The 14,505-nt window shown below is 66.2% G+C and carries 19 protein-coding genes; 17 read left to right on the forward strand and 2 right to left on the reverse strand.

The window, feature by feature from the left end; all coding sequences use genetic code 11:
- Positions 1-8: 8 nt before the first annotated feature.
- Positions 9-485: a pyridoxamine 5'-phosphate oxidase family protein gene (locus tag AC13C7_RS05260; RefSeq protein ID WP_482866821.1), complete on the reverse strand. Its 477-nt coding sequence runs from the start codon at positions 483-485 to the stop codon at positions 9-11.
- 164 nt (positions 486-649) lie between these two features.
- On the opposite strand from AC13C7_RS05260, the gene AC13C7_RS05265 reads away from it, so the two are divergent.
- The 4 genes from AC13C7_RS05265 (at position 650) to AC13C7_RS05280 (ending at position 4,918) form a co-directional block, all read left to right on the forward strand.
- Positions 650-2,071, forward strand: a complete 1,422-nt coding sequence (locus AC13C7_RS05265; protein WP_482866822.1) for a homospermidine synthase — start codon at positions 650-652, stop codon at positions 2,069-2,071.
- 105 nt (positions 2,072-2,176) lie between these two features.
- Positions 2,177-3,421: an MFS transporter gene (locus AC13C7_RS05270; protein WP_482866823.1), complete on the forward strand. Its 1,245-nt coding sequence runs from the start codon at positions 2,177-2,179 to the stop codon at positions 3,419-3,421.
- Positions 3,422-3,563: 142 nt separating this feature from the next.
- Positions 3,564-4,430, forward strand: coding sequence for a 50S ribosomal protein L11 methyltransferase (locus AC13C7_RS05275; protein WP_482866824.1), 867 nt, complete (start codon positions 3,564-3,566; stop codon positions 4,428-4,430).
- A 74-nt stretch (positions 4,431-4,504) separates the two neighbouring features.
- Complete coding sequence (locus AC13C7_RS05280; protein ID WP_172319639.1) at positions 4,505-4,918, forward strand: hypothetical protein; 414 nt, start codon at positions 4,505-4,507, stop codon at positions 4,916-4,918.
- 70 nt (positions 4,919-4,988) lie between these two features.
- Here AC13C7_RS05280 and AC13C7_RS05285 read toward each other — a convergent pair whose 3' ends face one another.
- Positions 4,989-5,180, reverse strand: a complete 192-nt coding sequence (locus AC13C7_RS05285) for a DUF1127 domain-containing protein (RefSeq protein WP_407925854.1) — start codon at positions 5,178-5,180, stop codon at positions 4,989-4,991.
- Positions 5,181-5,527: 347 nt separating this feature from the next.
- Between AC13C7_RS05285 and ruvC the strand changes: the two genes are divergently transcribed.
- The 13 genes from ruvC to pal all read left to right on the forward strand — a co-directional run bounded on the left by ruvC (position 5,528) and on the right by pal (position 14,501).
- Complete coding sequence (gene ruvC, locus AC13C7_RS05290) at positions 5,528-6,025, forward strand: crossover junction endodeoxyribonuclease RuvC (protein ID WP_474887139.1); 498 nt, start codon at positions 5,528-5,530, stop codon at positions 6,023-6,025.
- Positions 6,022-6,663 (forward strand): Holliday junction branch migration protein RuvA, encoded by a 642-nt coding sequence (gene ruvA, locus AC13C7_RS05295; RefSeq protein ID WP_172319642.1) that lies wholly within the window; start codon positions 6,022-6,024, stop codon positions 6,661-6,663. Before ruvC ends, ruvA begins: the two co-directional genes overlap by 4 nt.
- Before the next feature lies 1 nt (position 6,664).
- Entirely contained in the window at positions 6,665-7,693 is a 1,029-nt protein-coding gene (gene ruvB / locus AC13C7_RS05300; protein WP_474887141.1) for a Holliday junction branch migration DNA helicase RuvB, read from the forward strand.
- Between the two features lie 25 nt (positions 7,694-7,718).
- The gene (locus AC13C7_RS05305; RefSeq protein ID WP_482866825.1) at positions 7,719-8,555 is read left to right on the forward strand and encodes a hypothetical protein; all 837 of its coding nucleotides are present in this window, start codon (positions 7,719-7,721) and stop codon (positions 8,553-8,555) included.
- Positions 8,556-8,566: 11 nt separating this feature from the next.
- A complete protein-coding gene (locus tag AC13C7_RS05310) occupies positions 8,567-9,199 on the forward strand; it encodes a hypothetical protein (protein ID WP_482866826.1) in 633 nt (210 codons plus the stop codon).
- Positions 9,196-9,600 (forward strand): hypothetical protein, encoded by a 405-nt coding sequence (locus AC13C7_RS05315; protein WP_482866827.1) that lies wholly within the window; start codon positions 9,196-9,198, stop codon positions 9,598-9,600. The genes AC13C7_RS05310 and AC13C7_RS05315 overlap by 4 nt, the downstream gene beginning before the upstream one ends.
- A complete protein-coding gene (gene ybgC / locus AC13C7_RS05320; RefSeq protein WP_482866828.1) occupies positions 9,597-10,019 on the forward strand; it encodes a tol-pal system-associated acyl-CoA thioesterase in 423 nt (140 codons plus the stop codon). The genes AC13C7_RS05315 and ybgC overlap by 4 nt, the downstream gene beginning before the upstream one ends.
- A gap of 100 nt (positions 10,020-10,119) precedes the next feature.
- Entirely contained in the window at positions 10,120-10,812 is a 693-nt protein-coding gene (gene tolQ, locus AC13C7_RS05325; protein WP_172319648.1) for a protein TolQ, read from the forward strand.
- A gap of 3 nt (positions 10,813-10,815) precedes the next feature.
- Positions 10,816-11,286, forward strand: coding sequence for a protein TolR (tolR, locus tag AC13C7_RS05330; RefSeq protein WP_482866829.1), 471 nt, complete (start codon positions 10,816-10,818; stop codon positions 11,284-11,286).
- Positions 11,249-12,418 carry a hypothetical protein gene (locus AC13C7_RS05335; protein WP_446169857.1) on the forward strand — a complete coding sequence of 390 codons (1,170 nt, stop codon included), beginning with the start codon at positions 11,249-11,251 and terminating at the stop codon, positions 12,416-12,418. Before tolR ends, AC13C7_RS05335 begins: the two co-directional genes overlap by 38 nt.
- Complete coding sequence (locus tag AC13C7_RS05340) at positions 12,415-12,606, forward strand: hypothetical protein (protein ID WP_172319651.1); 192 nt, start codon at positions 12,415-12,417, stop codon at positions 12,604-12,606. Before AC13C7_RS05335 ends, AC13C7_RS05340 begins: the two co-directional genes overlap by 4 nt.
- A complete protein-coding gene (gene tolB / locus AC13C7_RS05345) occupies positions 12,603-13,928 on the forward strand; it encodes a Tol-Pal system beta propeller repeat protein TolB (protein WP_482866830.1) in 1,326 nt (441 codons plus the stop codon). The genes AC13C7_RS05340 and tolB overlap by 4 nt, the downstream gene beginning before the upstream one ends.
- Before the next feature lie 81 nt (positions 13,929-14,009).
- Positions 14,010-14,501, forward strand: coding sequence for a peptidoglycan-associated lipoprotein Pal (gene pal / locus AC13C7_RS05350; protein WP_172319653.1), 492 nt, complete (start codon positions 14,010-14,012; stop codon positions 14,499-14,501).
- Positions 14,502-14,505 lie beyond the last annotated feature (4 nt).

The raw sequence follows: 14,505 nt of genomic DNA on the forward strand, positions 1-14,505 counted from the left end.
GAAGGGTGTCAGAAACTGACCGAACCTTGCGCGCCCGCATCGGGCTTGGCGTCGGTCAGCGTGCTTTTCGCGATTTCATAGAGGAATTTCGCCCCGCCATCGGTCACCGACACCTCGCCCGCGCGCGGCGTGAATTGCAGCAGACAGACATCGGGGTCACTCTCGCCGCCCTCGAACCAGGCTTCGGCGATGAAGCTCCAGACCTCGTCCAGCGCCTCGCGGTTGTTCGATTGGCGCAACTGGCCCGCGACATCGGCATAGAGCCCCGATTTCGCATCGGCCACCACGAAACGGGCGTCCTTGGGGCCGCCCGCCACGCCTTCCGCCAGATCGGTGCCCTTGGCGGTGATGAACCAGACATGGCCCGGCACGTCGTCATCGACCTGCGGCGACATAGGTATCAGCCGGTCGGCCCCGTCGAGGCCGAGCATCCCGGCCTGCACATCGTCCAGGCGTTTCCAGAACTCCTGTTTCAGATCGGTCATGATATGTGTCCTTTCAAAGCGGTGCGTTTCGGACCCAACCGAATGCCCCCGCCCCTTGTTCCCCGCCGCCTTGCGCGCGCGGCGACAAAAGACCCCCTTGCGATCCGGCCCCGACCGTCGCATCACGGGTTCCCACGGCAAGACACGCGCGGAGGATGCAGGCCATGACCACGGAATACCCGGTTTACGGCAGGATCGACGGACCCATCGTCATCATCGGCTTCGGCTCGATCGGCAAGGGAACCTGGCCGCTGATCGAACGCCATTTCGACTATGACGCCGACAAGCTGGTGGTGATCGAGCCCGATGCGGGACAGGCGAATTTCCTGCGCCAGCATAAGCTGAACCACGTTGCCACGGCGCTGACGCCGGAGAACTACCGCGATGTCCTGGGCGGGCTGTTCGAGCGCGGCAAGGGGTTTTGCGTCAATCTCAGCGTCGATACCTCCTCGCTGGACCTAATGAAATTCTGCCGCGAGATGGAGGTGCCTTACATCGACACGGTGGTGGAGCCCTGGGCCGGGTTCTATTTCGACACCACGGAAAACGCCGAGCGCACCAATTACGCGCTGCGCCAGGCGATGCGGGACGAGAAGGCGCGCAATCCCGGCGGGTCCACGGCGGTCAGTTGCTGCGGCGCCAACCCCGGCATGGTCAGCTGGTTCGTGAAAGAGGCGCTGTTGACCCTGGCCCGCGATACCGGGCGCAAGATCAAGCAGCCGGTGGCGCGCGAGGGATGGGCCGGGCTGATGCGCGATCTGGGCGTGCAGGGCATCCATATCGCCGAACGCGACACGCAGGCCCGCCGCAAACCGCGTCCGCGCGGCACCTTCGTCAACACATGGTCGGTCGAGGGCTTCATCGCCGAGGGCTTCCAGCCCGCCGAACTGGGGTGGGGCACGCATGAGCCGTGGTTCCCCGAGAACGGCCACCGTTTCGACACCGGCTGCCAATCCGCGATCTGGCTGGAGCGGCCCGGCGCCATCACCCGCGTGCATAGCTGGTGCCCCACGCCGGGGCCGCAATTCGGGTTCCTGGTGACGCATAACGAGGCGGTCTCGATCTCGGATTACTACACCGTCGGCGATGCGGGCGACCCGGAGTATCGCCCGACCTGCCATTATGCCTATCACCCGAGCGACGACGCGGTGTTGTCCTTGCACGAGATGTTCGGCTCGGGCCGGCAGCAGACGCGCCATGAGATCCTGGATGTCGACGAGATCGTCGAGGGCATCGACGAGTTGGGCGTGCTTCTCTTCGGGCACGAAAAGAACGCGCTCTGGTTCGGCTCGCGCCTGTCCAATGACGAGGCCCGCGATCTTGCGCCCTATCAGAACGCGACCGGGTTGCAGGTCACCTCGGCGGTGCTGGCGGGCATGGTCTGGGCGCTGGAGAACCCGCAGGCGGGCATCGTCGAGACCGATGAGATGGACCATGCGCGGTGCCTGGACGTGCAGCGCCCCTATCTGGGCCCGGTCGAGGCGCATTACACCGATTGGACCCCCTTGCAAGACCGGTGGGAGCATTTCCCCGAGGAGATCGACGAAAGCGTGCCCTGGGCGTTCCGCAACGTGCTGGCAACCTGATCGGCGGCCCCTGGCCGGGGCTGTGCATGGAGGCACAGTGCAGCCGCAGGGGCCGCGTGTCCCTGACCTCTCGTCAATCCCGCGCCGCGGGTGTAAAGGGCGGGGATGATTGGCGACAAGATCAGAACCGTGACATTGGAGGAGGCCCGCGCCCTGCCGCGCTGGCGTCAGCCGATCGGCTTGCTGGTCCTGATGGCGCTGGCCATGCCGATCGCCTATTCGACCTGGTCGGCGCTGCTCAACAATTTCGTCATCGAGGTGGCCAGTTTCGACGGGGCCGATATCGGGCTTCTGCACACGGTGCGCGAGATCCCCGGTTTCCTGGCCGTGGGGGTGATCGCGCTGATCATCTTCATCCGCGAACAGGTGTTGGGGCTGGTCTCGCTGGTGCTGCTGGGTGTGGCGACCGGGCTGACGGCACAGTTTCCGTCGCTTGGCGGCATCCTGGTGATCACGCTCTTCAGTTCCATCGGGTTTCACTATTACGAGACGGTGAACCAGTCGCTGCAACTGCAATGGCTGGACAAGAAGCGCGCGCCGCAGGTGCTTGGCTGGCTGATGGCGGCAGGGTCCGCCGGGACGCTTCTGGCCTATACGCTGATCATCCTGACCTGGCGCGCCTATGACCTGAGCTACTCCACCGTCTACTGGGCAGGCGGCGGATTCACCGCGCTGGTGGCGGTCGCGGCGCTGCTGCTCTACCCGCAATTCGAGGCCCCGAACCCGCAGCGCAAGCAGATGATCCTGCGGCGGCGCTACTGGCTCTACTATGCGCTGCAATTCATGGCAGGCGCCCGGCGGCAGATCTTCATCGTCTTCGCGGGCTTCATGATGGTGGAGCGGTTCCATTTCGATGTGCATGAGGTTGCGGGACTGTTCATGGCGACGCTGGTCCTCAACATGATGGTCGCGCCCATCCTGGGCCGGGTCGTGGCCGTCTTCGGCGAACGCGCGGCGCTGGTCTTCGAATATATCGGGCTGGCGGTGATCTTCCTGCTCTATGCCGGGATCTACCTGTTCGATTGGGGCGTGTGGCTGGCCATCGTGCTCTATATCGTCGATCACCTGTTCTTTTCGCTGGCCCTGGCGATCAAGACCTATTTCCAGAAGATCGCCGACCCCGGCGACATCGCCCCCACGGCGGCGGTGGCCTTCACCATCAACCATATCGCGGCGGTGTTCCTGCCGGTGGCTCTGGGGCTGTTGTGGCTGACCTCGCCGATGGCGGTGTTCCTGATGGCGGCCGGAATGGCGCTGACCTCGCTAGTGCTGGCGACGCTGATCCCGCGCCACCCGGAGCCGGGGCATGAGACGGTGTTGACGCTGCCGGCACCGCGCCCGGCGGAGTAGGGGTTTCGCCGCCTGACGGCGTCGACCGGGCGCGCGGGCTGACGCCCGCGCGGAGTTGAGTATTTGGACCAAGAAGATGGGGCTGGCGAAGTTGCGCGTCCCGGCCTATGCGGGGGGCCATGTTCCGAATGGGAGAGACCCGATGCCGACCTTTACCGCGCTGACCACCCTGACCGAGCGGTCCCAGGCCGAGGCCCTGGGCGAGAAGCTGGAGAGTCTCGATCCTGCTCCGACCGGCGTTGGCGTGTTCGAGATGGAGGACGGATCAAACCTGTGGGAGGTCGGGGCCTATTTCGTGGAGGCGCCCGACGACGTGGCGCTGGCGGTGCTGGCGGCGGCCTATGGGGCCAAGCCCTTCGTGGTCTCGGAACTGCCCGAGACCGATTGGGTGGCGCATGTGCGGCGCGAGTTGCATCCCGTCGAGGCCGGGCGGTTCTTCGTCTATGGCAGCCATGACGCGGATGCCGTGCCCGAGGGGCGGGTGGCGCTGCTGATCGAGGCGGCGATGGCCTTTGGCACCGGGCATCACGGCACCACGCAAGGCTGCCTGGAAGCGCTGGAGCGGCTGATCCAGGCGGGCCATGAGAAGCACAACGCGGTCGATATCGGCTGCGGCACCGCCGTTCTGGCGCTGGCGGCGGCCAAGACCTGGGGCCAGCCGGTTCTGGCCTCGGATATTGACGCGGTCGCGGTCGAGGTCGCCCTGGCCAATGTCGCGGCCAATGGCGAGGCGGGGCGGGTCGCTTGCGTCGAGGCGGCGGGGTTCGACCATCCGACGCTTCGCAATGCGGCGCCCTATGACCTGATTTTCGCCAATATCCTGAAGGGGCCGCTGATCGAATTGGCCCCGGATGTGGCGGCGCATCTGGGCACGGGCGGGCATGTGATCCTGTCGGGGTTGCTCAACGCGCAGGCCGGGGATGTGATCGCCGCCTATGAGGCCCAGGGCCTGCGCCTGGAGCATCGCGCCGAGATCGGCGACTGGACGACGCTGACGCTGATCCGCTGATGACCACAAATTTGCCACAATTCTGCATATAATTTGCCACGGGGTTGGGGGCGTCAGATGCAGGGCTGCCACCCATGGATCAGAACTTGTCGCGCTTCAACCAGCGCGTGAACCGAATCGAACGCTCCGCCTCGGCGCGGCTTCCCCGTAACATGCATATCCGCCGCGATGGGCTGGTCGAATACCGCAAGCCGATCTGGCGGCCCGGTATCCCCTGGCGTAGCCTGACACTGGCACTGGCCTGTTTCCTGGCCCTCAAGGGTTTCATGATCTGGCACCAGGGCGAGACCGGCTATGCCGCGCGGCTGGCCGAGTTGGAGACCGGGACGACCGGTGGCCAGATCGCGGCGCGGGTTCTGTCGATGGATCCGGCCTCGACTTGGATTGCGCAACAGATCTCTGCCGTTATCGGCGCGCCACCGGACCGCGAGGCCGCACCGGAGAGGACTGCCGGTCTGGAGGATGGCGCGCCCGCGCCGGTCCAGTAGGCGGAACACGAATGGGCCGCGTCCGCGCGCGGCGGAAACGGCCCTTCGATCTGTGACCTGTGCGGTCGGCTTAGCGGCGGATGCCGGTCGCGATGCCGTCGATGTCGCCGCGATGCAGGCCGAGGTCGTCCAACTCACGGTCAGTCAGGGCCGACAGCGCCTTGCGGGTCACGCGGGCGTCGTTCCAGGCGGCGATGCGGCCCACCAGGGCGGCGAAGATGTTCACAGTGCTGAGGCCAGCGCCGAGGGTGCGGTTCGTCATGATAGCCATCTGAGTCATCCTTTCCGATCTCTGAAATTGGGGCCTGTCAATACGTTCGATAAGCCGCAACTAGGCTTTGGCCCCTGCCGGGGCAATAGGTGAATTTTGCATGGGTGCCATGCGATTTCCGCATGACGGAAATCGCGCTTAACATGATGTAAACACGGCAAGAATCCGCTCTGTCACATGTCCGAAACTGACCATCCGCTTGTCTGGTTCGGACAGGATCAACGCCGCATGTCGCAATCAGGATATCGGCACACTGAAAGCGACCAAGGCTGGTCAGTGTTCGCGTTTCGTGCTAGTGGTGCAAAAAAGAAACAACAAAAACGACGGGTCGGGCGGAAATGCGGATAATCGGAATCGATCCGGGGCTGAGATACCTCGGATGGGGCGTGATCGAGGCGGATGGGTCGCGACTCAGCCATGTCGCCAACGGGGTCTGTTCCAGCAGCGGCACCGACCTGGCCGCGCGGCTTCTGTCGCTGCATGTCCAGTTGAGCGCGATCGTCGCCCGCTACGCCCCCGATCAGGCGGCGGTGGAGCAGACCTTCGTCAACCGCGACGGGGCCGGGACGCTGAAACTGGGGCAGGCGCGCGGAATCGCGATGCTGGTGCCTGCGCAGGCCGGGCTGGCCGTTGCCGAATACGCGCCCAATGCCGTAAAGAAGACCGTGGTGGGCGTCGGCCATGCCCAGAAACAGCAGGTGGCGCATATGGTGCGGTTGCAACTTCCCGGCGCGTTGCCCGAAAGCGCGGATGCCGCCGATGCGCTGGCCATCGCGATCTGTCACGCGTTTCATGCCCGGACCGCCGCGCGCATCGCCGCCGGGGCCGCAAGATGATCGGCAAGCTGACGGGGGTGGTCGATCACAAGGGGCCGGGGATGGTCCTGCTGGATGTGAACGGCGTGGGGTATGAGCTGCATTGCTCCGACCGGACGCTGGCGGAATTGCCGGGGGTGGGCAGCCGCGTGGCGCTCTTCACCGAGCTTCTGGTGCGCGAGGATCTCATGCAGCTTTTCGGCTTTCGCACCGCCTATGACCGGGAATGGCACCGGCTGCTGGTCTCGGTCCAGGGGGTGGGCGCGAAGGCGTCGATGGCCATTCTGGGCACTTTGGGGGCGGAAGGCGTGGCCCGCGCGATCGCTCTTGGCGATGCGGCGGCGGTCAAGGCCGCGCCGGGTGTCGGCCCGAAACTGGCCGCGCGCGTCGTGAACGAGTTGAAGGACAAGGCGCCGGGCGTGATGGCGATGGGCGGCGATGTGGTCGAGGCGTTGGGCGATGCGCCTGCCGCGCCCGCTGCCGCCGTCACACCCACCACATCTGCCGCGCAGACCGAGGCGCTGTCGGCCCTGCGCAACCTCGGATATGCCCCCGCCGATGCCGCGCAGGCCGTGGCACGGGCAGCGGGTGCGGAGGAGGGGGCCGGAACCTCCGCCCTGATCCGCGCCGCGTTGCGCCTGCTGGCGCCGAAGGACTGACATGACCGACCCCGATCCCACCCTGCGCCCGACGCCCCTGCCCGAGGATCAGAGCCCGGATCGCGCCTTGCGGCCGCAGCACCTGTCCGAGTTCATCGGGCAGGAGGAGGCGCGCGCCAATCTGGGCGTTTTCATCGAAAGCGCGCGCAGGCGGGGCGAGGCGATGGATCACGTCCTCTTTCACGGGCCGCCGGGATTGGGCAAGACCACGCTGGCGCAGATCATGGCGCGGGAATTGGGCGTGAACTTCCGCATGACCTCCGGGCCTGTCCTGGCAAAGGCGGGCGATCTGGCGGCGATCCTGACCAATCTGGATGCGCGTGACGTCCTGTTCATCGACGAGATCCACCGCATGAACCCGGCGGTGGAGGAGGTGCTCTATCCCGCGCTGGAGGATTTCGAGCTGGACCTCGTGATCGGCGAAGGCCCCGCCGCGCGCACTGTGCGGATCGAGTTGCAGCCCTTCACGCTGGTTGGCGCGACGACGCGGCTGGGGCTGCTGACGACGCCCTTGCGCGACCGGTTCGGCATTCCCACGCGGCTGCAATTCTACACCGTTCCCGAGCTGAACGAGATCGTGACCCGTGGCGCGCGCCTTCTGGGCATTTCCTGCGACCCCGATGGCGCGATGGAGATTGCGCGGCGGGCGCGCGGCACCCCGCGTATCGCGGGCAGGCTGCTGCGCCGGGTGGTGGATTTCGCCCTTGTCGAAGGCGACGGCACCCTGACCCGCGCGATTGCCGATTCAGCGCTGACCCGGCTTGGTGTCGATCACCTGGGTCTCGACGGGGCCGACCGGCGCTACATGAGCCTGATGGCCGAAAACTACGGCGGCGGACCGGTGGGGGTGGAAACGATGTCGGCGGCGCTGAGTGAAAGCCGCGACTCGATCGAAGAGGTGATCGAGCCGTTTCTGCTGCAACAGGGCTTGATCGCGCGCACCCCGCGGGGAAGGATGCTGGCCAGCAAAGGCTGGTCGCATCTGGGCCTGGACGCGCCGAAAAGCCCCGATCAGGCCAGCCTGTTCTGAGTTTTCGTCCCGAAGGAGGACCGTCATGCGCCGTTTCCTGTGTTCCCTGTCACTGGCGCTTGCGGCAACGACGGCCAGCGCCGATGTGGAATTGGGCGCCTACCAGCAATACCAGACCCGGTTCGGCCCGGCGCAGGTGACGGGTGAGATCTATCAGCAAAGCCTCTCGGTCCTGGGCGCGGCCCTGCCGGTCGAGACCGATTACCGCTGGACCATCCTGGGGGCCTATGCGCTGGCGGAGGCCGATCACGACTGGCTCCTGGCCACGCATCACCATGGCGGCAACATGTGCGGACCGGGCATTACCGTCATCCGTGTGTCGGAGGCGCGCGTGCAGCCGATGGGCGAGACCGGCGGCTGCGAGGGGGCCTTGCGCGATCTGAGGGTCTACCCCGAGGCGCTGGAGCTTGACATCTACCGCGACGGGATGCGGCAGCAATTCACCACCTACCGGTTCAGCGACGAGGGCCAGCTTGAGACGCCGAACGAATTGCCCTTCGCCTCCGGCCAGCCTGCCGGGGCGGGGCCGGAGGCGCAGCGCTGGATCGGCGAACACCCCTACGAGATCTTCCGCCACGCCGATGAGCGCGCCCGGTTCCTGACCATCATGACAGTTGAGGAGATCCGCGACCTCTCGACCCGCATCGGCCCCGCGAACAACGTGATCCAGCGCGGCGACTGGGTGCTTGGCGCGGGCTGCATGGCGCATAGCTGCAACATCTCGGGCGGGGTCTGGGGCATCCGCATCTCGGACGGCGCCCCGGCGGCGGCATTGCTGGATGCGGGCAGCCCCCCGGTCACCTATGGCGCTGAGGCGGGCGACCCTGTATTCCGCGGCTGGATCAATGAGCACAGCAACTAGGAAGGCCCGCCATGGACGCCGACACCGCCGCCGCGCTGTTTACCCGGTCGACGGGGGAGTATCTCTTTGCCCGTTGGGGCCGCCCCATCGTGCCGGTCGTCTTCGGGGTCGAGGAGGCGACGGTCTCCATCGTCAAGGGCGCGATCGAGGCTGTCGTGGCGCTGGCCAGTCACAAGATGGCCGAGACCGACCCGGAGCTTGGCGCGAACCTGATGATCTTTTTCATCCGCGACTGGGACGAGTTGACCGAGACCCCCAACCTGCACCGCCTGATCCCCGATCTAGGGCCGTTGGTCGAGCGGTTGAAGGCGGCGGATGCCAACCAGTATCGCAGCTTTCGCTTCGACGGGGACGGCGCGATCCAGGCCAGTTTCGTCTTCGTGCGGATGGACCCGGCCATGCGCGACCTGCCCGCCGAGACGATCGCGCTTGGCCAGATCGTGCAGGTGATCTTGCTGTGGTCCGACACGGCCTTCGCGGAAACCTCCCCCCTGGCCGCCGCCGAGGGTGGCCCCGCGCTGCTCAAGCCCGAGATCGCCGAGGTGATCCGCGCCGCCTATGACCCGGTGATGCCCGTCAGCGCCAGTGACCCGGCCCATGCGCTGCGACTGGCGGCGCGGATTTCAGCGCCGAGGTCGGGTTGAGCCGCATCGCCGCGGCGGCGGCAAGCTATGCGGGGCTGATCTTTGCGGCGGGGTTTGTTCTGGGCACGCTGCGGGTTCTGGTGCTGGTGCCGCGGATCGGCGCGGTATGGGCCGAGGCCATCGAGGTTCCGATCATGCTGGCGTTGTCCTTCCTGGTCGCGCGCTGGCAGGTGGCGCGTCATGGCGTGCCTGCGCGCCTCTCCCTGCGGCTTGCAATGGGCGGGCTCGCCTTCATTTTGCTGATGTCTGCCGAGATCGTCTTGGGGGTGATCGGGTTCGGTCAGCCGCTGGCGGAGGTTCTGACCGGCTATGGAGACCCGCAGCGATGGATCGGCCTGGGCGGCCAGATCGTCTTTGGCCTCATGCCCGTGCTGCTGTTGTTGAGGGGAACCCGGCCATGACCCACCTTTTCCACACCCGCGTCTATTACGAGGACACCGACCTTGCGGGGATCGTCTACCACGCCAATTACCTCAAGTTCATCGAGCGCGCGCGCTCGGAGTTGGTGCGCGAGGCGGGGGTCAGCCAGAGCGACCTCAAATCCGATCACGGGATCGTCTTCGCCGTGCGCAGAATGGCGGTGGAGTTTCTCGCCCCCGCGAAATTCGAGGATATGCTGGAGGTGCGCACTGGATTCGTCAGCCTGACCGGCGCACGATTCATGCTGGATCAATCGGTCTGGCGCGATGGGACGCGCCTCTTTCAGGCCGATGTGCAGGTGGTTTGCCTGGACGCGGCAGGCCGTGCGGCGCGGATTCCGGCGGATATTCGCCAAAAGTTAACGCGATTTCAGCAAGCCAGCGGCGCAGACCCGGAATAATTGGTTTTTTCCCTTCCGCTTTGCTAGTGTCCGCCCCAAATGAGGTGTCGCGAACAACCAGACACCCGATCAGAGGCCGGGCAATCAGGAATACGACTTCATGGAAACCGAAACGCTTGCAGCCGCGCAGGAGCTTGATTTTTCATTGCTCGCGCTGTTCTTCCGCGCATCCTTCGTGGTGCAGATCGTCATGGTGCTGCTGTTTGCGGCCTCTGTCTGGGTCTGGGCCATCGCCTTTTCGCGCTTTTCGACCTATCGTCGCTCGCGCCGCCGCGCGGCCGAGTTCGACGCCGCCTTCTGGTCGGGCGAGCCACTGGATGAGCTTTACGAGCAGATCGTCGAATCACCCAAATCGGCCTCGGAACGGGTCTTCGCGGCGGGCATGACCGAATGGCGGCGATCCTTGCGTGACGATGGCGCGCTGATCCCCGGTGTGCAGCAGCGCGTCGACCGGTCGATGGACGTGGCGATCACGCGTGAGGCCGAGCGGCTGACCTCCGGCCTCAACTTCCTTGCCACCACCGGGGCCACGGCGCCCTTCATCGGGCTGTTCGGCACGGTCTGGGGCATCATGCGGTCCTTCCAGGAGATCGCGACCTCGGGCAACACCTCGCTGGCCGTTGTCGCGCCGGGTATCGCCGAGGCGCTTCTGGCCACCGGGCTCGGCCTTCTGGCCGCGATTCCCGCCGTCATCCTCTACAACAAGCTTTCCGCCGATTCCGACCGGCTGGTCGCGATCTACGAGGGCTTCGCGGATGAGTTCTCGACCCTGCTGTCGCGGCAATTGGACTGAGCCATGGCCGCCGGAATCCGTCAGAAACAGACAGGCCGCAGGCGCAGCCGCCGTTCGGGCCATGCCGCCATGTCCGAGATCAACGTCACGCCCTTCGTCGACGTGATGCTGGTGCTGCTGATCGTGTTCATGGTCTCGGCGCCGCTGATGACCGTGGGCGTGCCGGTCGAACTGCCCGACACCTCGGCCGAAGCTTTGCCGAGCGACAGCGACGAGGAGCCGCTTTCCGTGACCCTGACCGAAGATGGCCGGGTGCTGATCCAGACCACCGAGGTGGCGATGGACGAGTTGATCACCCGGCTTCAGGCCATCGCCGCCGAACGGACGAGCAGCCAGATTTTCCTGCGCGCCGACGGGGCCATTCCCTATGACGCCGTGATGCAGGTGATGGGCGCGCTCAATGCCGGTGGGTTCCGCGAGATCGGCCTGGTGACGGATGCGGGCGGCCCGCGCCTTGACGCGGGGCTGGAATGACATGGAGATGCGGCGCGCGCTTTACGCATCCGGCGGGATTCACCTGGCCGTGCTGCTCTGGGCGGTCCTTGGCGGCAACCTGCTTTGGGACCGGGAAGAGCCCGAGTTCCAGGTCACCGGCGTGACGCTGCTCAGCACCTCCGAGTTCGACGCGATGTTCGAACAGGCTCCGGCCCCCACCGTGTCGGACGCGCCGACGCCGCCCTCGGTCGAGGCCCCGACCGAAACGCCTGTCGCCCCCACGCCCGAGGCCCCCGCGCCGGAAACCGCCGTGCCCGACGCCACGCCGCCGCCGCCCACCGAAACCGAACCGGATGTCACCGCGCTGGCGCCGCCGCCGCAGGCCGACGTGACCGATGAGGTCGGCGCCCTGCCGAGCCCGCCCGCGCAGGACGAAACCGCACCGCCGAGCGAGACCCCCGCACCGAGCGAGGCCCCGCGCGTGGCCCCCACCCCCGCGCCAGCACCGCCGCCCGAGGCCGACATCGCGCCCGAGATCGTGACGCAGCCCGAGCCGTCCGAGACGCCCGCGCCGCTGCCTGAAGTGGCGGAAACAGCGCCCGAGGAAGCCACGAGCGAGATCGTGACCGAGGCCGAAACGCCCGCCGCCAGCCTGGCCCCCGTGGCCTCGACCCGGCCCGCCGCAAGGCCCGACCGCGTTGTGGCTGCTGCCGAACCGGCGCCGGAGGTGCAGGTGCCGGACACGGCCGACGAGCCGGAGACCGAGGAGCCTTCCGACGCGATGGCCGACGCGATTGCGGCCGCCGTGGCCGAAGCCGCGACCTCTGCCCCCGCCACGCCCTCCGGCCCGCCGCTCAGCGCGGGCGCGCGCGAGGGCCTGCGCCTGGCGGTGCAGGAGTGCTGGAATATCGGATCCCTCTCGACCGAGGCGCAGCGCGTGACGGTGACGATCTCGGTGCAGATGTCGCAAAGCGGCGTGCCCGAGACCAATTCGGTGCGGATGATCGACAATACCGGCGGCTCCGAGACCGCGATCCGTCAGGCCTTCGAGGCCGCGCGACGGGCGGTCCTGCGCTGTGGCACATCGGGCTATGACCTGCCGGTCGAAAGCTATGACCATTGGCGCGAGATCGAGATCACCTTCAACCCCGAAGAGATGAGGTTGAGATGAGCGAGACCAAGCGGCCCATGACCAAGAAGAGTGGCGGTTCGGTCACGCCCCTCGGGCAAGCCTTTGATGCCGACCGATGTGCTGTGTCAGGCTTGGGCCAGTCCGGCTATGATTTCCCGATTGAACCTTTTTGGTTGTTGCGCCGTTTTGACATGACGCCATTTTCCCCGGAGAAGAGGTTGAGATGACCCGATTCCTGACCATTGCCTTCCTGGCCCTCGCCAGCCTCGCCGCGCCCGCTGTGGCGCAGGACACTCCCGGCCCGCTGAGGATCGAGATCACCGAGGGCGTCATCGAGCGGTTGCCGTTTGCCCTGCCGCAATTCATCGCCGGACCCGGCGCCGAGGACCAGGCCGCCGACATCACCCGTGTGATCGCCGCCGACCTCTCGGGCACCGGTCTCTTCCGCGAGATCCCGCGCGATGCGCATATCTCGCCGATCACCAGTTTCGACAGCCCGGTACAATATACCGATTGGCAGGCGATCAACGCGCAGGCGCTGATCACCGGCTCGGTCACCATCGAAGGCGGGCAGCTGGTGGTGCGGTTTCGCCTGTTCGACGTGTTCTCGAACGAGCCGCTCGGAGCCGGTCTGCAATTCGTGGGCTCGCCCGACAGCTGGCGTCGCATGGCCCATAACGTGGCCGACAATGTCTATGAGCGCATCACCGGCGAGAGCGGCTATTTCGACAGCCGCGTCGCCTTCGTGCACGAGGAAGGGCCGAAGAATGCCCGCCTCAAGCGGATCGCGATCATGGATTACGATGGCGCGAATGTGCAGTATCTGACCGACAGCCGGTCGCTGGTGCTGGCCCCGCGCTTCGCGCCCGATGGGCAGACGCTGCTCTTTACAAGCTACGAAAGCGGCTCGCCCCGGCTCTACACGCTGGACCTGGCGACCGTCAGCCGCCGACCGCTTTCCGACCATCTCAACGGCACGATGAGCTTTGCGCCGCGTTTTTCGCCCGACGGCGACCGCATCGTGTTCTCGCTGGAGCAGGGCGGCAATACCGACATCTACCTGATGGATGTGGCGACCGGCATGCAGACGCAGCTGACCGAGGCGCCGTCGATCGAGACCGCGCCGAGCTTTTCGCCCGATGGCACCCAGATCGTCTTTGAAAGCGACCGCTCGGGCAGCCAGCAGATCTACATCATGCCCGCCACGGGCGGCGAGGCGCGCCGGATCAGCCAGGGCGAGGGGCGCTATGGTACGCCGGTCTGGTCGCCGCGCGGCGATCTCATCGCGTTCACCAACCAGCAGAGCGGGCGATTCCATATCGGCGTGATGCGCACGGATGGCTCCGAGGAACGGCTGCTGACCTCCTCCTTCCTGGATGAAGGACCGACCTGGGCCCCGAATGGTCGCGTGATCATGTTCACCCGTGAAACCGCCGGGACCGATGGCGCGCCCGCGATCTATTCCGTCGACATCTCGGGGCGCAATTTGCAAAGGGTGGCGACGCCCGGCATGGCCTCCGATCCCGCGTGGTCGCCGCTCAATAACTGACTCTTTCACGCCGCCCATGTTCAGGGCGGCGAAGACATGGTAATTTGCCGCAAAAGGGCAAGAAACAAGGATACCGCAGGTATGAAACTCCTCCTCAAACTGACATTGCTCGTCGCAGTCCTGGGCCTTGGGGCCTGTGCCAACAACCGCTATCTGGGCGACACCACGATTAATCCGAACGCCGCAGGCGCGGCGGGCGACCCGAACTCTGTGGCCTATTTCAACCAGACCGTGGGCGACCGTGTGCTGTTCCTGGTCGATCAATCCAGCCTTACGCCGACCGCCGAGGCCACGCTGGACGACCAGGCCGATTGGTTGCTGCGCAACATGGAATACACCGCGCTGATCGAAGGCCATGCCGACGAACAGGGCACGCGTGAATACAACCTCGCGCTTGGCGCACGCCGCGCGGCCTCGGTCCAGGCCTACCTGATCAGCCGTGGCGTCTCGGCCTCGCGCCTGAACACGATCAGCTATGGCAAGGAACGTCCGATCGAGATCTGTTCGAATGAAAGCTGCTATGCCCAGAACCGCCGCGCCGTGACGGTGCTGTCGGCTGGCCTGGGGAGCTGACGGT

The sequence above is a fragment of the Alterinioella sp. B-7 genome (assembly GCF_056857775.1).